The 20,223-nt window shown below is 64.0% G+C and carries 16 protein-coding genes; 5 read left to right on the top strand and 11 right to left on the bottom strand.

Annotated features, from left to right (window positions below; translation table 11 throughout):
• The first annotated feature begins 1 nt into the window (after position 1).
• Genes RTCK_RS07705 through RTCK_RS07695 form a run of 3 tightly spaced genes read left to right on the top strand, consistent with a single transcriptional unit; the run spans position 2 to position 3,669 of the window.
• On the top strand, positions 2–1,045 hold the full coding sequence (locus RTCK_RS07705; protein ID WP_142592375.1) for an L-idonate 5-dehydrogenase: 1,044 nt from the start codon (positions 2–4) through the stop codon (positions 1,043–1,045).
• A 9-nt stretch (positions 1,046–1,054) separates the two neighbouring features.
• Positions 1,055–2,251: a mannonate dehydratase gene (gene uxuA, locus RTCK_RS07700; RefSeq protein WP_142592374.1), complete on the top strand. Its 1,197-nt coding sequence runs from the start codon at positions 1,055–1,057 to the stop codon at positions 2,249–2,251.
• A gap of 2 nt (positions 2,252–2,253) precedes the next feature.
• Complete coding sequence (locus RTCK_RS07695; RefSeq protein ID WP_142592373.1) at positions 2,254–3,669, top strand: mannitol dehydrogenase family protein; 1,416 nt, start codon at positions 2,254–2,256, stop codon at positions 3,667–3,669.
• Between the two features lie 75 nt (positions 3,670–3,744).
• Here RTCK_RS07695 and RTCK_RS07690 read toward each other — a convergent pair whose 3' ends face one another.
• The 9 genes from RTCK_RS07690 to RTCK_RS07650 form a co-directional block, all read right to left on the bottom strand.
• A complete protein-coding gene (locus RTCK_RS07690) occupies positions 3,745–5,022 on the bottom strand; it encodes an L-fuconate dehydratase (protein ID WP_142592372.1) in 1,278 nt (425 codons plus the stop codon).
• Between the two features lie 26 nt (positions 5,023–5,048).
• Entirely contained in the window at positions 5,049–5,783 is a 735-nt protein-coding gene (locus tag RTCK_RS07685; RefSeq protein WP_142592371.1) for an SDR family oxidoreductase, read from the bottom strand.
• A 30-nt stretch (positions 5,784–5,813) separates the two neighbouring features.
• Positions 5,814–6,143, bottom strand: coding sequence for an L-rhamnose mutarotase (locus RTCK_RS07680; protein ID WP_142521888.1), 330 nt, complete (start codon positions 6,141–6,143; stop codon positions 5,814–5,816).
• A gap of 10 nt (positions 6,144–6,153) precedes the next feature.
• On the bottom strand, positions 6,154–7,161 hold the full coding sequence (locus tag RTCK_RS07675) for a zinc-binding alcohol dehydrogenase family protein (RefSeq protein WP_142592370.1): 1,008 nt from the start codon (positions 7,159–7,161) through the stop codon (positions 6,154–6,156).
• Between the two features lie 10 nt (positions 7,162–7,171).
• Positions 7,172–8,008 carry an amidohydrolase family protein gene (locus RTCK_RS07670; protein ID WP_142592369.1) on the bottom strand — a complete coding sequence of 279 codons (837 nt, stop codon included), beginning with the start codon at positions 8,006–8,008 and terminating at the stop codon, positions 7,172–7,174.
• Positions 8,009–8,013: 5 nt separating this feature from the next.
• Positions 8,014–9,027 (bottom strand): aldo/keto reductase, encoded by a 1,014-nt coding sequence (locus RTCK_RS07665; protein WP_142592368.1) that lies wholly within the window; start codon positions 9,025–9,027, stop codon positions 8,014–8,016.
• A gap of 56 nt (positions 9,028–9,083) precedes the next feature.
• Complete coding sequence (locus RTCK_RS07660; protein ID WP_142592367.1) at positions 9,084–10,025, bottom strand: ABC transporter substrate-binding protein; 942 nt, start codon at positions 10,023–10,025, stop codon at positions 9,084–9,086.
• A 91-nt stretch (positions 10,026–10,116) separates the two neighbouring features.
• Positions 10,117–11,136, bottom strand: a complete 1,020-nt coding sequence (locus RTCK_RS07655) for an ABC transporter permease (RefSeq protein WP_142592366.1) — start codon at positions 11,134–11,136, stop codon at positions 10,117–10,119.
• Positions 11,137–11,144: 8 nt separating this feature from the next.
• A complete protein-coding gene (locus tag RTCK_RS07650; protein ID WP_142592365.1) occupies positions 11,145–12,692 on the bottom strand; it encodes a sugar ABC transporter ATP-binding protein in 1,548 nt (515 codons plus the stop codon).
• A 232-nt stretch (positions 12,693–12,924) separates the two neighbouring features.
• Here RTCK_RS07650 and RTCK_RS07645 point away from each other — a divergent pair, with 232 nt between their 5' ends.
• A complete protein-coding gene (locus tag RTCK_RS07645; RefSeq protein WP_142592364.1) occupies positions 12,925–13,626 on the top strand; it encodes a FadR/GntR family transcriptional regulator in 702 nt (233 codons plus the stop codon).
• Positions 13,627–13,677: 51 nt separating this feature from the next.
• Entirely contained in the window at positions 13,678–15,210 is a 1,533-nt protein-coding gene (locus RTCK_RS07640) for a UxaA family hydrolase (protein ID WP_142592363.1), read from the top strand.
• A gap of 18 nt (positions 15,211–15,228) precedes the next feature.
• Here RTCK_RS07640 and RTCK_RS07635 read toward each other — a convergent pair whose 3' ends face one another.
• Together RTCK_RS07635 and RTCK_RS07630 are read right to left on the bottom strand one after the other, a co-directional pair.
• Positions 15,229–16,437, bottom strand: a complete 1,209-nt coding sequence (locus tag RTCK_RS07635) for an OpgC family protein (RefSeq protein WP_142592362.1) — start codon at positions 16,435–16,437, stop codon at positions 15,229–15,231.
• 174 nt (positions 16,438–16,611) lie between these two features.
• Positions 16,612–20,121, bottom strand: a complete 3,510-nt coding sequence (locus RTCK_RS07630; protein WP_142592361.1) for a PAS domain-containing hybrid sensor histidine kinase/response regulator — start codon at positions 20,119–20,121, stop codon at positions 16,612–16,614.
• Positions 20,122–20,223 lie beyond the last annotated feature (102 nt).

Raw genomic sequence — 20,223 nt, 5'->3', positions numbered from 1 at the left:
CATGCTGACACGGCTTGCGCGGCTCTACGGACAGCGGGACCTGAAGGTCGAGGAGGCGCCGGTGCCGGTGCCTCGGGCGGGTGAGGTGCTGCTCAAGATGGCGGCGGGCGGCATCTGCGGCTCGGATCTCCACTACTACCAGGACGGCGGCTTCGGCCCCGTCCGGGTGCGGGAGCCGATCGTCCTGGGGCATGAGGCATCCGGCTATGTCGAGACGCTCGGAGCCGGCGTCTCAAGCTTGTCGGTCAGGCAACTGGTTGCCGTCAATCCGAGCCAGCCCTGCGGCACGTGCCGGTTCTGCGGGGAAGGGCTGCCGATCCACTGCCTGAACATGCAGTTCATGGGCAGCGCGATGCGCCTTCCGCACGCCCATGGCATGTTCCGCGACCGGCTTGTAGTGCCGGCGATACAGTGCGTGCCGGTCGGCGAGACGGTAACGCCCGGCGAGGCAGCCTGCGCCGAGCCGCTCGCGGTCTGCCTGCACGCAGTCGCGCGTGCCGGAGATCTGACTGGAAAACGCGTGCTGGTGACCGGCGCTGGACCCATCGGCGTGCTGACGGTCGCCGCAGCCCGGCATGCCAGTGCCGGTGAAATCGTCGTGACCGATTTAACGGATGCGGCGCTGGAGCGCGCATCCGCCATGGGCGCGACGCGCACAATCAACGTGGCCACCAATGCCGCTGCACTATCATCCTACGAAGCGGAGAAGGGGCAGTTTGACGTCGCCTTCGAGTGCTCGGCTGCAGCGCCGGCGATCCGCACCGCCGTGGCGACCGTGAAGCCGCGCGGCGCGATCGTCCAGGTCGGCGTCACCGGCGACGTCGCGGTGCCGCTCAATGCGCTGGTCGGCAAGGAGTTGCACTGGATCGGCACGCAGCGCTTCGATAAGGAATTCGCACAGGCGGCGGATCTGATCGGGCGCCGGGAGATCGACGTGCGACCAATCATTTCCCACAGCTTTCCGATTTCAGATGCCGTGGCGGCATTCGAGCAGGCCGGCGACCGTACAGCCGCCTGCAAGGTTCAAATCACGTTTCTCTCCTGAGGAGTTTTCATGCGGCATACGTGGCGTTGGTTCGGCCCGATCGACAAGGTGAGCGTAGAGGATGCGGCCCAGGCCGGTGCCAAAGGCATCGTCAGCGCGCTTCACCATATTCCCACCGGTGAAGCCTGGCCGGTCGAGGAAATCAGGAAGCGGCACGAGGCGATCAAGGCGGGTGGCCTCTTCTGGGACGTGGTGGAAAGCGTACCGGTTTCCGAAAGCATCAAGACGCAGACCGGGGATTGGCGCCAGCATGTGGCGAACTGGCAGGAAACGCTGCGACGCCTTTCGGCAAGCGGCATCCGCACCGTCTGCTACAATTTCATGCCGGTGCTCGACTGGACGCGAACGGACCTGCGCTGGACGGCGCGCCACGGTGCCAAGGCCATGCGCTTCGATCTCATCGATTTCGTCGCCTTCGACATTCATCTGCTGGAGCGGCCGGGTGCGGCGGAGGACTATGACGAGCCTCTGCGCGACAAGGCGGCGAAACGCTTCGTCGAGATGCCTGAAGATCGCCGTCTGGCGCTGTCGAAGAACGTCGGCGCCGGCCTGCCGGGTTCGGCGGACGGATACACGCTGCCGCAACTGCGCGACCATCTCGCCACCTATCACGGCATCAGCCGCGAGAAGCTGCAGCAGCACCTCGTTGACTTCCTCACCGAAGTGACACCGGTTGCCGAACGCGCCGGCATCAATATCTGCGCCCATCCGGACGATCCGCCATGGGCTCTGCTCGGCCTGCCGCGCATCCTCTCGACGGAAGACGACTACGCCCACATGCTGAACGCAGTGGACAGCCGCGCGAACGGCGTCACCTTCTGCACCGGTTCGCTCGGCGCACGTGCCGCCAACGACCTGCCGGCCATGGTCAGGCGCTTTGCCTCCCGCATCCACTTCGTCCACCTGCGCAACGTGCATCGGGAAGAGGCCGGCACGCCCTGCTCCTTCTACGAGGACGAGCATCTGGAAGGTCACACCGACATGGTGGCCGTCGTTGCCGAGCTGCTGAAGGAAGAGAAGCGTCGCCGGGCGGAAGGGCGTGCGGATCACGAGATTCCCATGCGCCCCGACCACGGCCAGGAAATCCTCGACGACCTTACCCGCGGCGCCCAGCCCGGCTATCCCGCCATCGGCCGCCTCAAGGGGCTTGCCGAACTGCGCGGCATCGAACGCGCACTCTCCCACCCCGGATACGGATTGTCGTGACCATGGAAAGACTGTCAGCCTCGACCACGCTCGCCGATGCCGTCGTCAAGCCCGCCTTCGACCCGAAGGCGCTGAAGCCCGGCATCCTGCATATCGGCCTCGGCGCCTTCCACCGTGCCCACCAGGCCGTCTACAACGACCTTGCGCTGGCCGAGGAGCCGGGCGACTGGGGTATCGTCGGCGTCAGCCTCCGCTCGCTCGACATCGTCCGCGACCTGCGCGCGCAGGATCATCTCTATTCCGTCGTCACCCGCAGCGGTGCCGGCGAGAGCGCCCAGGTGGTCGGCTCCATCATCCGGGGTATATCGGCCGTGGAGGACCGTGAAGAACTGCTTGCGCTGCTGGTCGATCCGGCCATCAGGATCGTCACGATCACTGTGACGGAAAAGGCGTACGGTCTTGACCCGAGCACCGGCGGGCTTGACCGCAATCACCCGGCAGTGGCGGCAGACCTTGCCAATCCGACGGCGCCCGTCGGCGTCATCGGCTATATCGTGGAAGGCCTTGCCCGCCGTCATGCCGCGGGGCAGGAGCCTTTCACCGTGCTCTGCTGCGACAACCTGCCGACCAATGGCCGCATCGTCCGTCGCCTGGTGATCGAGATGGCGGGCGCCCGCGATCCGGCGCTGGCCAACTGGATCTCCGGCCATGGCGCCTTTCCCTCCAGCATGGTCGATCGCATCGTGCCTGCCGCGACCGACGAGGGCCGCGCACGGGCGGCGCAGATGCTGGGCGCGGAGGATGCGCTGTCGCTGGAAACCGAGCCTTTCATGCAATGGGTGATCGAGGATCATTTCGTTTCCGGCCATCCGGCTTGGGACAAGGCCGGCGCTCTCTTCGTCGACGATGTCGAGCCCTATGAGAAGATGAAGCTCCGCCTCCTCAACGGCGCCCACTCGATGATCGCCTATCTCGGTCAGATCAAGGGGCTGGAATATGTCCGTGATGTCATGGCCGTCCCGGAATACCGCGACCTTGCCCGCCGGCACATGCAGGCCGCCCGCAAGACCCTGGACCCGGTACCCGGCATCGACCTCGACAAGTACATCGACCAGTTGATCGAGCGCTTCGAGAACCCGACGATCGCCCACCGGACGAAGCAGATTGCCATGGATGGCAGCCAGAAGCTGCCGCAGCGGATTTTCGCCGGAACGGTCGAGGCGCTGGCGAAGGGCGATGAGGCCGACACGGCCGCACTGGCGACAGCCCTCTGGATAGCCTATGCCAAGCAAACGCCGGACATCGATGACCCGCGGCGGGAGGAACTGCGGGCCGCTGCAGCCCAGCCTGCCGGCGATGATGCCTCGGCACCCTTCTTCGCATTGCCGGGCCTCTTCCCGCAGGCGCTGATCGGCAACCGTGCCTGGCGCGACTTGGTCAACGCCAAACTGGCGGAAATCACGGCAGATCGGATCTGAGTCCATCGTCAGACCAACAACAAAAAGCCCCTCGCTCCAGTCGGACCGAGGGGCTTTTTCGTCAGCGGGAGCTTCTCACCCCCTGAACGTATACTCGGCAATCGACTCCGGCTTCATCTCGATGGAAAAGCCCGGCCGCGACGGCGGCATGTAGGCGGCGTCCTTGATGACGCAGGGATCGACGAAGTGCTCGTGCAGGTGGTCGACGTACTCGATCACGCGGCCTTCCTTGGTGCCGGAGACGGCGACATAGTCGATCATCGAGAGGTGCTGCACATACTCGCACAGCCCGACGCCGCCCGCATGCGGCCAGACCGGCAGGTTGTACTTCGCGGCGATCAGGAGCACCGCCAGCACTTCGTTCAGCCCGCCCATGCGGCAGGAATCGATCTGCACGATGTCGATCGCGCCCTCGGCGATGAACTGCTTGAACATGATGCGGTTCTGGCACATCTCGCCGGTCGCAACCTTCACCGGACCGATGGCCTGGCGGATCTTTCTGTGGCCGGCAACGTCGTCCGGGCTTGTCGGTTCTTCGATGAAGAAGGGGTTGGCGAAGGCGAGCTTCTTCACCCAGTCGATGGCCTGGTCCACTTCCCAGACCTGGTTGGCGTCGATCATCAGGTAGCGATCCGGCCCGATCACCTCGCGGGCGATGGTGAGGCGGCGGATGTCGTCCTCGAGATCGCGGCCGACCTTCATCTTGACGTGGTTGAAGCCGGCATCGACCGCCTCCTGGCAGAGGCGGCGCAGCTTGTCCTCGGGATAACCCAGCCAGCCGGCCGAGGTCGTGTAGCAGGCATAACCTTCCTGCTTCAGGGTGGCGATGCGCTCCGCCTTGCCGGCCTCCGCCTTCTTCAGGATCGCGACCGCCTCTTCCCGCGTCAGCACGTCGGTGAGATAGCGGAAGTCCACGATGTCGGCGATCTCTTCCGCGGAGAGTTCGGAGACCAACTGCCAGACCGGCTTGCCCTGCTGCTTGGCGAGAAGATCCCAGAAGGCATTGACGACCGCCCCCGTGGCAAGGTGCATGGCGCCCTTGTCTGGACCGATCCAACGGAGCTGGCTGTCGCTGGTCAGGTGCCGCCAGAACCTGCCGGGATTCTGGCGGAAGGTTTCGAGCTCCTGGCCCACCACGAGATGCCGCATCGCCTCGATCGCCATGCAGCATATGTCGTTGCCGCGGCCGATGGTGAAGGTGAGGCCGTGGCCGGCCAGCCCCTCGCTGTCGGTGTCGAGGATGACATAGGCTGCCGAGTAATCGGGATCCGGGTTCATCGCATCGGAGCCGTCCAGGCTTTGGGAGGTCGGAAAGCGCAGGTCGAAGACGCGAAGATCGGTAATGTGGGTCATGGCAATCTCTGTGGTGGGTGGGAGGATCAGATGGTCCAGCCGCCGTCGATGCAGAAGGCCTGGCCGGAGGTGTAGGTGGCGCCGGCGATATAGACGGCGAGGTCGGCGATCTCCTCCGGCGAGCCCAGGCGTCCCATGGGCTGGCGGGCGATGAAGGCGGCGCGCGCGGTCTCGTAGTCGCCCTGGGCGCGCATGCGATCCTGCAGCGACGGGCTTTCGACCGTGCCGGGGCAGATGCAGTTGCAGCGGATGCCCTGCGTCACGTAGTCGGCGGCAACGTGCTTGGTGAGCCCGATGACGGCTGCCTTGGTGGTGCCGTAGGCGAAGCGGTTCGGTACGCCCTTGATGCTGGAAGCGACGGAAGCCATGTTGATGATCGACCCGTCCTTGCGCTCCAGCATGCCGGGCAGGACGGCGCGGATGGTGCGGATCATCGCCTTGACGTTCAGGTCGAAGGCGAACTCGAGGTCGCTGTCCTTCATCTCCAGGATCGTGCCGCCGTGGACGACGCCGGCGCAGTTGAAGAGGATGTCGACCTGGCCGATCTTCTCGACCGCCGCCTTGACCGCCGCCTCGTCCAGCACGTCGAGCCTGGAGGCTTTCAGGTTCGGGAGCTTCGGCAGTTCGGCAAGCGCCTGATCGTTGATGTCCGTGGCATGGACCGTCGCGCCGGCTTCGGCAAAGGCGATGGCCGAGGCGCGGCCGATGCCCTGGCCGGCTGCGGTGATGAGAACGGTCTTTCCTTCAAGCGTCTTCGTCATGTCATTCCTCGATAAGTGCTGGCGGCGCGGTCAGTCGTGATGGAAGACCTCTTCCATCATCGCCCACCATTCCCCTTCCTTACGGCTTTCGAGCGGGTTTTGGCAGGGGATCGTGAAGGACCACCATTCCCGGTTCTTCGGATCGGCCGCCATCTTCGCCATGTCGGCCTCGAAGTCGGCCCCGTGATATTCCCAGGTGCCGAACAAGAGGTTCTCCGGCTCGCGCAGGAAGATCGTGTAGTTGCGGATGTTGCATCGGGAAATGAGGTCGAGGATTTCCGGCCAGACGGCGGCGTGCAGCCGCTTGTATTCCGCGATCATCTCCGGCTTGACGCCGATCACCATGCCCATGCGTTGCATGCCCGTCTCCTCAGATCTCGATCATGGCCTTGACGACACCGGCGGCGGGGTCTGTCAGCCCCGCAAAACGCTCCGGCACCTCCGCAAGCATCATGCGGTGCGTGATCAGCGCTTCCGGCACTTCGCCTGCGCGCATGGCCTCCATCACGCGTTCGAAATCCTCGACTGTCGCGTTGCGGCTGCCGAGCAGCGAGGTTTCGCGCTTGTGGAATTCCGGGTCAGAAAAGCTGATGTCGCTGGAGACGATCGAGACGAAGACATAGGTGCCGCCATGGCCGACGAAGCCGAAGCCCCGCTCCATGGCCTTCGGATTGCCGGTCGCGTCGAAGACGGCATCGAAGAAATCGCCGTTCGTGATCTCCGACAACGTCTGCTGATCACCGTCGCCGAGCAGCACGGTATGCGCGGCGCCAAGATGCGTTGCGGCAAAGTCCAGGCGGTCGGCGCGCCCGTCCAGGAACGTCACTTCGGCGCCATCGAGGCGTGCGAAGATCGCCACCGCCATGCCGATCGGGCCGGCGCCGACGACGAGGACTTTCTGGTCGGGCTGAACATTGGCGCGCGCAACGGCATGCGCGCCGATCGCCAGGAATTCGACCATGGCCGCCTGATCGACCGTCAATCCCTCCGCCTTCAGCACGAAGCGCTCGGGGAGGCTGAGATATTCTGTCATCCCGCCGTCGCGATGGACACCGAGCACGCCGATATTGCGGCAGCAGTTCGTCTTGCCCTTGCGGCAGGCACTGCAGTGACCGCAGGAGATGTAGGGGATGATCGAAACAGTGTCCCCCGGCGTGAGATGGCTGGCGACCGGCACCTCTTCGACGATGCCGGAAAGCTCATGGCCGATGACCCGCGGATAGGACAGATAAGGCTGATTGCCCGTGAAGATGTGCAGGTCGGTGCCGCAGACGCCGACGCGGCGCAGCCTCACGAGCACCTCCCCTTCGCCCCGTGTCGGCTTCGGCCGGTCGACGGTGGAAAGGGTTCCGGGGGAATCGCAGATGATCGTCAGCATGATAAGCCTGTCATGAGGAGCGGCGGCGCTCGCCGCCGAGATTGTAGAAACGGACCGCATTGTCGCCGAAGACGGGCTCATGGTGTTCGGCCGGCACGATATCGAGGCACTGGGCCAGCCACGCCCGGTAGTCGCCGGCGAGCCGGAGCACCGGCCAGTCGCTGCCCCAGATCACGCGCTCCGGCCCGAAGAGGTCGAGGACGGTTTCGGCATAGGGCCGTACCCCGGCAGGCTTCTGGTCGCCAGCCTCGGTCAGCAGGCCCGACAGCTTGCAATGCACATTGGGCAGTTCGGCGAGTGCCTTCATGCGGGCGTACCAGTCGACGAACCTGCCCTCGGCAATCAGGGGCTTTGCGCAATGATCGATAACGATCGGCAGCCGCGTCGAGCGGCGAGCGAAATCGAGAAGCGCGTCGAGCTGCCTCGGCAGGACGAGCGCGTCAAAGACGAGACCGTGATCGATCATTGCGCAAAGGGCAGGCTTCAGGGCTGGATCGTCGATCCAGCGGTCGTCCGCGATGTCCTGCAGCATCGGCCGGAAGCCCTTGAGCTTCGGGTGCTGCGCCAGCCGCGCGATCGCCGCGGGTGCATCCGGCGACTTCAAGTCCGTCCAGCCGACGACTCCGAGGATGAAGGGGGTGCAATCGGCCAACTCCAGCATGAACCGGGTGTCTGCCTCGTTCTCCATGGTCTGGACCAGCACCGTCCCGTCGACCTTGGCCTCGGCCAGGAGCGGCTGCAGGTCCTCCGGCATGAAATCCCGGTGGATCGCCGCAAGTTCGGCCGGCGGCCACTGTCCTGCCCGGTCGGCCAGGCGCCAGAAGTGCTGATGGGAATCGATCCGCATCGTGATTAGGCTCCATTCCGCGGAAGCGGGACGCCCTCAGCGATCAATCCGCGCTCGCGCAACCGCTGCCAGAAACTGCCGGGGATGGTTTCCGAGAACCAGGCGAGGTTCGATGTGATCTGCTCGGCCGTGCGGGCGCCGGACACGATGGTGACGGCCGCCGGGTGGAGGAGCGGGAATTGCAGAGCCGCCGCCTGCAGGCTGACCCCTTCCTCCTCGCAGGCCCTGCGAAGCGCGTCAACGCGCGCCAGAACCTCTGCCGGTGCATCGGTATAGTTGAACTTCCTGTTGCCGGCGAGGATGCCCGAGTTGAACGGCCCGGCGACGACGATGCCGACGCCGCGGCGCGCGCATTCGTCCATCAGCGGCAGGCTTTCCTGCTCCAGGAGCGTGTAGCGGCCGGCGAGCATGGAAACATCGATGTCGAAGACTTCCATTGCGTCGCGGATCGCCTCCCACTCGTTCACCCCGAGGCCGACGGCCTTCGTCGAACCCTCGTCCCGCAGCTTGCCAAGCGCCCGGAACCCGCCGCCGTCGGTCAACTGGCTCCAGTAGTGTTCGTGCTTGTCCCCGTGGGTCATGCGGCCGATGTCGTGCACGTAAAGGATGTCGGGCTTCAGGACGCCGAGGCGCTGCTGGCTGGCCTCGAAGGATCGCATGATGCCGTCATAGCTGTAGTCGTAGACCGGCCGGAAGGGCAGGGGCCGGACGTAGCCGTCCTCCTCCTCGCCCACGGTCTCATCCGGCGTCATCACCCTGCCGACCTTCGTGCTGAGCACGTAAGCGTCGCGCGGCAGGTCGGTCAGCATCGTGCCGAGCCGGCGTTCCGAGCGGGTATAACCGTAGAAGGGAGCGGTATCGAAATAGCGTATGCCCGCGTCCCAGGCTGCCTTGAACGCGCCGGCGGACTCTTCGTAGCTCGTCACGCGGTAGAGGTTGCCCATCTGGGCGCAGCCGAGGCCCACCAGGGTGACGTCCACATCGGCGCGAGGAAGTTTTCGGGTTTCGGCGGCGTTCATCAAGGCATTCCTTGGAAAAGGGCGCGCATCATTTGCGATGCGCGCCAGGGAGGAACTTAGTAGAGGACGTTCTGCGCTTCCGGCTTTTCGATGTTGTCCTTGGTGACAACGACGACGCCGGTGTCGACGAACTTCTCGACCTTCTCCTTGTTGATGACCTTGGTCACCGTCTGGATGCCGAGTTCGCCCATCTGGAAGGAGCCCTGAACGGCGATCGCAGCAAGCGTACCGTCCTTGACGAATTCCTGGAGGTCCTGGTTTCCGTCGAAGCCGACGGCGACGACCTGGCCGGCCTTGCCGGACTGCTTCAGTGCGCGGCCCATGCCGATGGCGGTCGGCTCATTGGCGCCGAACATGCCCTTGAGGTCGGAGTTTGCGGCGAGAACGTCGGTCGTCTGGTTCAGCGCGGTCGCCATCTGCGACTGCGAATAGAAGGGGCCGACGATCTCGAGCTTGGAGTTGGCCTTGATGTAGTCGGTGAAGCCGCCGACGCGGCCGATCTCGGAACCGGCGCCTGCCACGTAGGACATGACCGCGATCTTGCCTTCCGTGCCGACGCGTTCGATCAGCGCCTTGGCGGCAAGTTCGCCGGCCTTCTTGTTGTCGGTCGCGAGGAAGGACTGGTAGTATTGTTCGGCGCCCTCGGCCAGCATGGAGTCGATGATCACGACCGGGATGCGGGCTTCCCATGCCTTCTTCACCGCGGGAACCAGCGCGTCCGGATCGGACGGGGCAAGGACGATGCCTGCAACGCCGCGGTTGACTGCGTTCTCGACCATGTTGACCTGATCGGCGATCGCTGATTCCGCAGCCGGGCCCTGGAAGGTCATCGTGTGCTCCGACACGTCCTTCATGGCAGCGTCGGCGCCCTTCTGGACGTTCTGCCAGAAGGTAGAATTGACGGTCTTGACGATGACTGCGATCTCGCCGGCCTGGGCGGCCGAGAATGCGCCGAACGCCATGGCGGATGCGAGTAGTGCTGTAGCGAGTTTCTTCATGTCTTCCTCCAACTGATTGGCCGTCCGGCCGTTTGTCCGGGAGCTCCTCACTCCCTCGTGCATGTCGCGGATAAGGGTCCGCACCCGTTCTTCATCGGCGGTTGCGCAACTGGTCGATCCAGACGGTGCCCAGGATGACGAGGCCGATGATGATCTGCTGCGTGAAGGCGGAGACGCCGTTCATGTTGAGGCCGTTGCGCAGGATGCCGATGACGAAAGCGCCGATGCCGGTTCCGGAGATCGTGCCCACGCCGCCCATCAGGGAGGTGCCGCCGATGACCGCGCTTGCGATGGCGTCGAGTTCGTACATTACGCCTTCGTTCGGCTGTGCGGTAACGAGGCGGGACATCAGCACGCAGCCGGTGAGGCCGGCGAGCGTCCCGGACAGGACGTAGGTGAAGCTGACGACGCGAGTGACGTTGACACCGGAGAGGCGCGCCGCATCTGCATTGGAGCCCACCGCATAGATGTGGCGGCCGAGCACGGAGCGGTTCAGCATCAACGAGACGGCAATGGCGATCACCACCATCAGGATGACCGGGTAGGGGATGCCGGGGAAGACGACGGTCGGGAAGCCGTCATCGCCGATATTGACGATGCGGAACAGAGAGCCGTTGCCGAGGACGCCGAAGGACTCTCCGAGGCCGGAGACGGCCCGGGCCCCGGTGATCTGCAGTGCCACGCCACGTGCAATCAGCATCATGCCGAGCGTGGCGATGAAGGGGGGCAGCTTCATCTTGGTGACGAGGATGCCGTTGATCCAGCCGCAGAGCGAGCCGGTCAGGATGCCGATCAACATGGCGAAGGGTACGGGAATGCCCCAGTCCTTGACGGCCAGTGCAGCCACCACGCCGGCCAGCGCCAGCACCGAACCGACGGAAAGGTCGATGCCGCCGGTGATGATGACGCAGGTTGCACCGATCCCGAGAAGGGCGATGGAGGTGACCTGCAACGCGATGGTCATTGCATTGTTGACGGTGAAGAAGGCGCTGCTGGTGGCCGAGAATACGGCGATCAGGACGAAGAGGCTGCCGAGTGCCGCAAACTTCTGGATGATGTCCTTCTGCCGATCGTTGAGCCGCCGGGTCTTCTGTTCGCTTGCGTCCGCCATGGTTGCCCTCAGTGCGCCTTCGGGCCGTAGCCCGAGGCATATCGCATGATTTCTTCCTGATCGGTCTTCCGGGTTTCCAGAACACCGGTGATGCGCCCGCCGTGAAACACGGCCACGCGGTCTGTCATCCCGAGGACTTCCGGCAATTCGGAGCTGATCAGCACGACGCCGATCCCTTCCGCCGCGAGTTCGTCCATGATCTTGTAGATCGCGAATTTCGCGCCCACGTCGATGCCGCGCGTCGGCTCATCGAAGAACATCACCTTCGGCTTGCGGAACAGCCACTTGCCGATGATGATCTTCTGCTGGTTGCCGCCGGACAGGAGGCGGACCGGCTGCTTGATGGAGGGTGTGCGGATGTCGAGGAGGTCGACATATTCCTTCGCCACCCTGTTGTGCCGTGCGAAGTCGATGAGGCCGAACCCATTCGACAATTCCTCCATGTTGGCGAGCGTCATGTTGGCGTCGACGGGCATCTTGATAGCCAGCCCCTGTGCCTTCCGGTCTTCCGAGAGGTAGGCGATGCCTGCGGAAATCGCGTCGCGCGGCGACTGGATCTTCAGGGTGTCGCCGTGGAGGGTGATCGTGCCGGCATCCAGCGGGTCGGCGCCGAAGATGGCGCGCGCGACTTCCGTGCGTCCGGCGCCCATCAGCCCTGCAAAGCCGAGAATTTCTCCGCGCCGCAGCGAGAAGCCGACATCGGAGAACACGCCGGTTCGGGTGAGGCCGGAGACGCTGAAGATGATCTCCTCCGAAGGCACCGAGCTACGCTCCGGAAATTTTTCCTCCAGGGAACGTCCCACCATCTTGGCGACGATGTCGTTGACCGTCGTCTTGTCGAAGTCGTCGGTCGCGATGTAGCGGCCGTCGCGCAGTATGGTGACCCGGTCGACGATCTCCGCCATTTCGTCCAGGCGGTGCGAGATATAGACGATGCCGACGCCCGCAGCCTTCAGGTCACGGATCACCTTGAAGAGCAGCCGGGTCTCCTGTTCGGTAAGGGAGGAGGTCGGCTCGTCCATGATCAGCACTTCGGCGTCGAGGGAAAGCGCCTTTGCGATCTCCACCATCTGACATTGCGCCACCGACAGGTTGCGGACCGGCATGTTGGGGTCGATCGGGACGCCGAGCCGGTCAAGGCAACGCTTCGCGTCGGCGTTGAGCTTCCTGCGGTCGACAAAAGGGCCGCGCCGAGGTTCGCGGGCCAGATAGATGTTCTCCGCCACCGACAGGTGGGGGACGAGATTGAGCTCCTGGTGGATGATGGCGATGCCGGCCGCCTCGGATTGGAGAGGCGACGCGAACCGGCATGCATCTCCCTTGTAGACGATGGTGCCACGGGTCGGCTGGTAGACGCCGCTGATGATCTTCATCAGGGTCGATTTGCCCGCGCCGTTCTCGCCGCAAACGGCATGAACCTCTCCCCGTCGAAGGTCGAAGCTGACATCCGACAGGGCGAGGACGCCGGGGAATTCCTTGGTGATGCCTTCGAGGCGAAGCAAGGGTGCGCCGGAAAGGGCGGCTTCGCGATGTCCGTCCTGCGTCGATGTTTGCATTACGGCCTCCTCCTTGCCCGTTCCACCTGCTGGCCAAGCTCCACCCTGCCAAGGCCTATTGGTTAAACCCGGTTGACGAAACTGGTCAAGCCAATTTTTGAAGCTCTGTCAGGAGATTTGGGAGAATGCGCGGGAATTGCAGGGAAAGTTAGAGGTGGCGCTGCCCTGAACTTCCTTGCTCCCTGGCGCCGAAGTCGCTATGGTAAGGCCAGATAACATCATCGGCCGAGACATGAACGGACCCATCAAGGCAGCCGAGCCGCGCCGGCTATACCAGCAGATCGCAGACCAGATCCGGGCACTGATCCAGGGCGGCCACTTCGCCCCCGGGGCACGCCTGCCGGCGGAGCGCGATCTTGCCCAGCAGTTGGGGGTGTCGCGGCCGTCGCTCCGTGAGGCGTTGATCGCACTCGAGATCGAAGGCAGCGTCGAGATCCGTATGGGGTCCGGCATCTATATCGCGGCGGAGCCCGAGCGGCGTCCCTGGCAGACGGGTTCGATGGGGGAAAGTCCTGTCGAACTGATGGAGGCGAGGGCAGCGGTCGAAGGTACTGTCGCCCTCTCTGCCGCAGCCAGGATCACCGCCGAAGGCTTGACGGCTCTGCGCGAGGTGCTCGACGCGATGCGAGAGGAGATCGAGGCAGGAAGAAAGCCTCTCGACCAGGATCGCATGTTTCATCTGACGATCGCCGGCCAGAGCGGCAACTCGGTGCTGGCTCACATCGTCGGTGATCTGTTCGATGAGCGGCATAGCCCCCTTTCGGCGCAGATACGCACCCGCTTCGAGACGCCGGAGACCTGGCACCACGCTCTCCGGGAGCATGAGGCCATCTACGCCGCTCTCGAGGCACGGGACCCTCTCCTCGCACAGGCGATGATGCATGCGCATCTGGAAGAGTCGAAGCGCCGATGGATGGAAAACGAGCCTCGGTGAACACACCTATTTTACGGACAAGCAGGAGCCTCCCGGGAGGAGGAAACAGTTATGGATGCCATTGTAACACCCATCATCATTCTGAACGCCGATGACGACGTCGGGGTCGTGCGCCGCTCCGTGCAGCCGGGCGGGCTTGTCGGCCACGGCGATCTGGTGGCGCGTGAACTGATCGGCCGCGGCCACAAGGTAGCGCTCAAGCACATACCGTCCGGGGCGGAAGTGAAGAAATACGGCCAGGTGATTGGCGTTGCGACGCAGGATATCGAGCCCGGAAGCCATGTTCACCTGCACAACCTCGCCATGCTGCCGTCGGAGCACGAGCACCAGTTCAGCGTCGATGTGGAAGAGAAGGGCATGCTGCCGGAGAATGAGCGGCGCACCTTCATGGGCTATGACCGCGGCTTCGGCGGCGCCGGCACCCGCAACTATATCGGTATCATCTCGTCGGTAAACTGTTCCGCCACCGTCTCCCGTTACATCGCGGACTACTTCAACCGCATGGGCGGGCTCGACGGCTTCGACAACATCGACGGCGTGGTGGCGCTGACCCATGGCGGCGGCTGCGCGCTCAACAACAAGTCGGAAGGCTACCGTGTCCTGATCCGCACGATCCAGGGCTATGCCAAGCATCCGAATTTCGGCGGGATCCTGATGATCGGCCTCGGCTGCGAGACGAACCAGATCGGCCCGATCCTGGAACACTACAAGATGGAGGAGGGTACCCGGCTGCGGACGATGACGATCCAGCAGCACGGCGGTACCCGGAAAACCATCGATGCGGCTATCGAAATCATCAAGGAAATGCTGCCGGGCGTGAACGCCGCGGTGCGCACGCCGCAGCCGCTCTCCAGGCTCAAGGTCGCGCTCGAATGCGGCGGATCCGACGGCTATTCCGGCATTTCGGCCAATCCGGCTCTGGGCTATGCTTCGGACCTGATCGTCCGCAACGGCGGTACGACAGTTCTCTCGGAAACTCCGGAAATCTATGGCGCGGAGCATTTGCTGACGCGCCGGGCGGTGACGCCGGCGGTTGCGGAAAAGCTCTTGCAGCGGATTGATTGGTGGCGGGACTATACCGCCCGCAATGGCGACGAACTCAACAACAACCCCTCCCATGGCAACAAGCTCGGTGGCCTGACCACGATCCTCGAAAAGTCCCTGGGTGCCGTAGCGAAGGGCGGATCCATGCCGCTGAAGGCGGTCTATGAATTTGCCGAGACGGTGACGGAGCAGGGTTTCGTCTTCATGGATACGCCGGGTTACGATCCGGTGGCGGTCACGGGCCAGGTGGCCGGCGGCTGCAACGTCATCTGCTTCACGACCGGCCGCGGCTCCGTGTCCGGCTTCAAGCCGTCGCCCTGCATCAAGATCGCCACGAACTCCGAAATGTACGAGCACATGAAGGAGGACATGGACATCAACTGCGGCGGCATCGTCACCGGCGAGGAGACGATCGAGCAGTCCGGTCAGCGGATTTTTGAGGAGATCCTGGCCGTGGCATCGGGCAAGAAGACGCTGAGCGAAGTCTACGACTATGGCGATAACGAATTCGTGCCGTGGCAGATCGGGGCGGTGACCTGACGGCCACCACCCCCGTTCTCAACGGATCGACTTGGTTTGCGGCTTCATCACGGGAGCCGCTGTATTGCCGAAGAACTTCTCGCGTTCGCGCCACACGGCCGGCAGTGCCAGAAGCGCGATACCAACCAAGGCAATCGCAGTCTTGGTCAACTGGCTGAGTTCCGGAGAACGGCCGTCGAAATAGTAGACGGCATAGACGATCGCGACGTGCCATACGTAGACGTAGAGCGAATGGCGACCGATCAGTTGCAGGAACTTCAGCGAGAAGAGCCAGGTCAGCAATCCGGCGGCCTTCTGGACGAAGGTGGAGGGATGCTTCGGGCCCGCGACGAGCAGCCACGTGACCAGCGTAGCGACCGCCAGGAAGTTCAGGAGATAGACCGGACCGAAGTCTGCCCGGATCTCCATCGAGGCGAACTTGCCGAGCATGAAGTCCGGCATCAGCCCGTTTGCCGTCATGATCCTGAGCGGCAGGAAGAACAGCACCACGATGAGCGCCATCTTGGGGATGAACGTGTTCTCCGGCGTGAGGACCCGGCTCCAGTCGATCTTGTTCGTGGAGGTCATCGCGCCGAGCACGAGACCGGAATAGAAGACGATCTGCCAGCCGAGCAGGTTGAAGCTGACCCGGATGCCCTGGTCGTCAGGCCCCATCACCAACTGGTTCAGCGGCTCGGTGACGATGCGCTGCAGGCCGAGCTGGCCGGCCATCCAGAGGGTGAGCGAGCCCGCCAGGACGTAGTGCCACTTGTCCTCCAGCACGAGCTTCACGAGCAGGGGCGCAAACAGCATGTAGACGATGTACTGCGGCAGGATGTCCATGAAGGTGGGCTGGAACAGGAACGTCGCGATGGCCGCGAGGCGCAGCGGGTCGTCGAAGGTCGTGTAGCCGAGCCAGTTGTACCAGACGGTATAGGCTTCCGGCAGGATCATCTGCGCCGCCAGCACGGCGATGACGATGCCCATGGCATAGCGGTAGAGCTCGAAGGCGCGGGAATAGATGGCCTGCCGCCCTGCAGCATAACCGTTCTTCATCATCTTGCGGGCATAGACCATGCCGATGAGAAGGCCCGACAGGAACACGAAGCCCTGTGCGTCCTCCACGAAAGCAAGCTGGTTATGATTGATTTTGACGAGCCAGTAGCCGCCCGCAAAGATCAGGTGGTTGATCAGCATGAAGACGAGAAAATAGCCTCGCATACCGTCAATAAGGTCGAACCGTTTCATCGGTTGCGGTCTCCGTTCTACCGTCCCGATGCGCTTGGGTCGCCCGGTCCGTAAGGCCTCTGCGGGCCAGGATGTCACGCGCCTTAACGCGACCAAAAGGCGGAGGGTTCCGTCGGAGGCGTTCAGCCTGTGCATGGTAGGGGGCGCCGCATGACTGCGACATGAACGACAGGATTATTCGGCGGCAATCCGCTTGATGCCGGCTACCTGCGTCAGGTAGGCCCGCAGGGCTGCCGGCCGCACCGGCTTGTGCTGCAGGGCGATGTCGTGCCGTTCCGCCTCCGCCCGAACCTCGGCCGACCGATCTGCCGTAATGAGCAGCGCTGGGATATCGGAGCCGTAGGCTTCCCGCAGCCGGAGAACGGCCTCTGCGCCATTGCCGCTGTTCAGGTGGAAGTCCGCGACAATGACTTCCGGTGCAGGCTCCTTGGCCTTGATGATAGTCTCCACATCCTCGAGCGAGGCCGCCTGGCCGACGGCACATCCCCAGCCGGATATGAGCAGGGCCATGCCCTCCAGGATCTTCGGCTCGTTGTCGATGCACAGAACCCGCAGACCGTTGAGGGGCTGGGAACGCCGGCGCCGCTCCGGCCGCTCCGCGACGCGCGCCGATTGGGACGAACCCAGGTCGCGCGGCACGCGCACCCGGAAGATGGTGCCTCTGCCGGGGGTAGAGGAAAGTTCGACCGGATGGTTCAGGACGCGCGAGATGCGATCCACGATCGACAGTCCGAGGCCGAGGCCCGAGGCGGTGCGAGCCCCTTCGTCCAGGCGCGCGAATTCCTTGAAGACGGTGCGGAACTTGGTCGCCGGAATGCCGATCCCCGAATCCAGCACCTCGATGACGACATCGCTGCCGCGGCGCCGGGCGCCGATGAGGATCTTGCCGTCGATCGTGTACTTGATGGCGTTGGAGACGAGGTTCTGCACCAGCCTGCGCAGGAGGTTTACGTCCGACCGCACGCGCACCGAACTCGGCACGACGACGAACTTCAAGTTCCTTTCCCGTGCCATCGGAGCGAAATCCGTCTCGATGCGGCGCAGAAGCTCGTCCATCGGCACGGATGTGATGCGCGGCTTCATGGCGCCGGTGTCGAGCCGCGAGATGTCGAGAACGGCGCCGAGGATCGTTTCCACGGACTCCAGGGCCGAATCGATGTTGCGGACCAGGGCGCTGTTTTCGGAGGCCCCCAAGCGCTCCACCAGTGCGGAGGAATAGAGGCGGGCGGCGTTCAGCGGTTGCAGGATGTCGTGCCCCGCGGCTGCGAGGAACCGCGTCTTGCCGATATTCGCTTCTTCCGCGGCGGCGCGCGCTTCGGCCAGTTCGCGGTTGACGCGGGTCAGTTCCGCTGTCCGCTCCTCGACCCGTTGTTCCAGGTTCTCGTTCGCCTGCTTCAGGGCGCGATCGGCGGCGACGCGTTCGGTGATGTCGGTGAGCGTCGCGACAATCCCCTTGTCGGGCATGGCGTTCGACCTTACCTCGATGATCCGCCTGTCACCTGCCAAGACGAGGGAGAAGGGTGCATCGAGGGTCTGGAACTGACGGATGACGTCGCCCCGGTCCTCCGGCCGGATGTCGCCCCGCTCCGACAGCATCGCCACGATATCGGCAAGCGGGAAGCCGACCTGGCCTGCCTGCTCCGGCAGATCGAGCAGATTGCGGAAGCGCCTGTTCCAGATGGTCAGGCAGTAGGAGTTGTCGAAGACCGCGATTCCCTGGTCCATCTGCGACAGAGCGGTCTGCAGCATGTCCTGGTTGTACTGCAGCGCTTCGCTCGCCTGGTCCAGAAGCCAGGCCGTGTCGGCATTGGTATCCTCGGCCTTTTGGAGGATGAGCGACAGGACGAGCCGCGCGGAGGAAGAGCCGATGGCACTGCCCAGAAGCTGTTCGGAAAAGTGAACCAACGCCATGTCGGCCGGCTGGTCGTCTTCCAGCCGCCGCCCGCCCACCTGCGCATAGTTGGCAAAGGAGCGTTCCATGCGCTCCTCGCCGAGATAGCGGGCGATGGCGGTCTTCAGATCGCCCACGCTGACGCGTGTCTTCCATCCCCGCGTCGCAAACTGTGACCGGCGCCGGCGCTTCACGAAGATACCCGCCTGGATGCGCTCCACCGGGCTCGGGTTGCGAGACAGGGAGCCAAGGATAAAGGCGATGCAGTTGACGCCCAGGCTGAAAACGGTCGCCGTGACAAGAGGATCGATCTCGTCGCCGGAGAACAGCCCCGTGCCCGGGAGGAGGAAATCGAGGACGGCCGCGGCTATGTGGGAGTTGTTGGGGCCGCCGAGACTGGGAACGAACAGAAGATAGGCCCAGGCCAGGAAGCCGAGGGTCATTCCGAGGATTGCCCCTCGAGCGTTCGCACGGTGCCAGACGAGGCCGCCCAGGAGGCTGGGAGCCATCTGGGCAATGGCCGCGAAGGCCAGAAGTCCTATCGAGGCAAGCCCGGATTCGGTGTCCGCCGCCCCGTAATAGGCATAGCCCAGCATCAGGACCCCGATGATGGCCATGCGCCGGACCCGCAGCAGGGTCTGGGTGAAATCGGCCCGGTGGACGGACCGTCGCATCAGCTTGCGGCGCAGCAGGACAGGCATCACGATGTCGTTCGAAACCATGATCGACAGCGCCACCGAGGCGACGATCACCATGGCCGTGGCCGCCGAGAAGCCGCCGATGAAAGCGATCAGCGACACCACCGGCATCTCGTGCGCAAGCGGAAGGAGCAGGACGTAGAGATCGGCGTTCCCGGTCCCGCCGAACTGGATGATCCCGGCGATCGCGATCGGCAGGACGAAGATGTTGATGGCCACCAGATAGAGCGGGAGGAGGAAGCCCGCCGTCTTCAGTTCCCGCGCGGTCCTGTTTTCCACAACGGTGACGTGGAACTGCCGGGGCAGCATGATGATCGCGAAGGCGGATAGCAGGATCAACAGGATCCAGCGGCTCGCCGGCGTCTCGTAGGACAGTGCGGAGGCGACCAGCAGGTTGCTGGACGCCCGTTCCCACAGTTCGGCCGGACCGTCGAAGAGGAAGTAGACGACGGCGATCCCAACCGTGGCGAAGGCTACCAGTTTGACGACCGATTCCATCGCCACTGCGAGGATCAGCCCGTCCTGGTGTTCGGTCGCGTCGGTGTGGCGAGTTCCGAACACCACGGCGAAGCAGGCCATCAGCACCGTCACGATCAGCGCGAGGTCTATGAAGTAGAGGTTGCCGCTGCCGATCCCGTAGGCGGAAGCATCGACCATGGCCGCGACGGAGCTCGATACCGCCTTCAACTGGAGGGCGATGTAGGGAATGGCGCCGATCAGGGAGATAACGGCGACTATCATCGCCACGGCAGGATTCTTGCCGTAGCGCGCCGCCACGAAATCGGCGACCGAGGTCAGCTTCTCGGCCTTGGCCAGTTCGACGATCCGCCGGATGACCGGCATGCCGAGGGTGAACGCGAGGATCGGGCCGATATAGATTCCGGTGAATTCCAGGCCGCGTTGCGAGGCCAAGCCGACGCCGCCGAAATAGGTCCACGAGGTGCAATAGATGGCGAGGCTCAGGGCATAGACCGCCGGACGGCCCCCTTCCGGAACGCCCACCAGCCTGCTCCGGCGGTCACCGTAGCTTGCCACTGCGAACAGCAGCAGGATGTAGCCGAATGCCGACAGGAATATCAGCCAGGCTGGAAGCATGTCTTCTCCGCTCGGTGGCGTCTCACCAGGACCATAGGTCAAAACTGGAGGCTTGGAAATCAGGGCGATCTTGACATAAAGTCCAAGAGGCGGTCGGGCTCG

The organism is Pseudorhizobium endolithicum (assembly GCF_902153245.2).
GTDB lineage: Bacteria > Pseudomonadota > Alphaproteobacteria > Rhizobiales > Rhizobiaceae > Neorhizobium > Neorhizobium endolithicum.
The sequence above is the reverse complement of the archived record's forward strand: the minus strand, read 5'-3'. Positions and strand labels throughout refer to the sequence as shown.

Coding starts and splice junctions, on each gene's coding strand:
- RTCK_RS07705 (WP_142592375.1), top strand. CDS start 2: ATGCTGACACGGCTTGCGCGGCTCTACGGACAGCGGGACCTGAAGGTC.
- uxuA (WP_142592374.1), top strand. CDS start 1,055: ATGCGGCATACGTGGCGTTGGTTCGGCCCGATCGACAAGGTGAGCGTA.
- RTCK_RS07695 (WP_142592373.1), top strand. CDS start 2,254: ATGGAAAGACTGTCAGCCTCGACCACGCTCGCCGATGCCGTCGTCAAG.
- RTCK_RS07690 (WP_142592372.1), bottom strand. CDS start 5,022: ATGACCCACATTACCGATCTTCGCGTCTTCGACCTGCGCTTTCCGACC.
- RTCK_RS07685 (WP_142592371.1), bottom strand. CDS start 5,783: ATGACGAAGACGCTTGAAGGAAAGACCGTTCTCATCACCGCAGCCGGC.
- RTCK_RS07680 (WP_142521888.1), bottom strand. CDS start 6,143: ATGCAACGCATGGGCATGGTGATCGGCGTCAAGCCGGAGATGATCGCG.
- RTCK_RS07675 (WP_142592370.1), bottom strand. CDS start 7,161: ATGCTGACGATCATCTGCGATTCCCCCGGAACCCTTTCCACCGTCGAC.
- RTCK_RS07670 (WP_142592369.1), bottom strand. CDS start 8,008: ATGCGGATCGATTCCCATCAGCACTTCTGGCGCCTGGCCGACCGGGCA.
- RTCK_RS07665 (WP_142592368.1), bottom strand. CDS start 9,027: ATGAACGCCGCCGAAACCCGAAAACTTCCTCGCGCCGATGTGGACGTC.
- RTCK_RS07660 (WP_142592367.1), bottom strand. CDS start 10,025: ATGAAGAAACTCGCTACAGCACTACTCGCATCCGCCATGGCGTTCGGC.
- RTCK_RS07655 (WP_142592366.1), bottom strand. CDS start 11,136: ATGGCGGACGCAAGCGAACAGAAGACCCGGCGGCTCAACGATCGGCAG.
- RTCK_RS07650 (WP_142592365.1), bottom strand. CDS start 12,692: ATGCAAACATCGACGCAGGACGGACATCGCGAAGCCGCCCTTTCCGGC.
- RTCK_RS07645 (WP_142592364.1), top strand. CDS start 12,925: ATGAACGGACCCATCAAGGCAGCCGAGCCGCGCCGGCTATACCAGCAG.
- RTCK_RS07640 (WP_142592363.1), top strand. CDS start 13,678: ATGGATGCCATTGTAACACCCATCATCATTCTGAACGCCGATGACGAC.
- RTCK_RS07635 (WP_142592362.1), bottom strand. CDS start 16,437: ATGAAACGGTTCGACCTTATTGACGGTATGCGAGGCTATTTTCTCGTC.
- RTCK_RS07630 (WP_142592361.1), bottom strand. CDS start 20,121: ATGCTTCCAGCCTGGCTGATATTCCTGTCGGCATTCGGCTACATCCTG.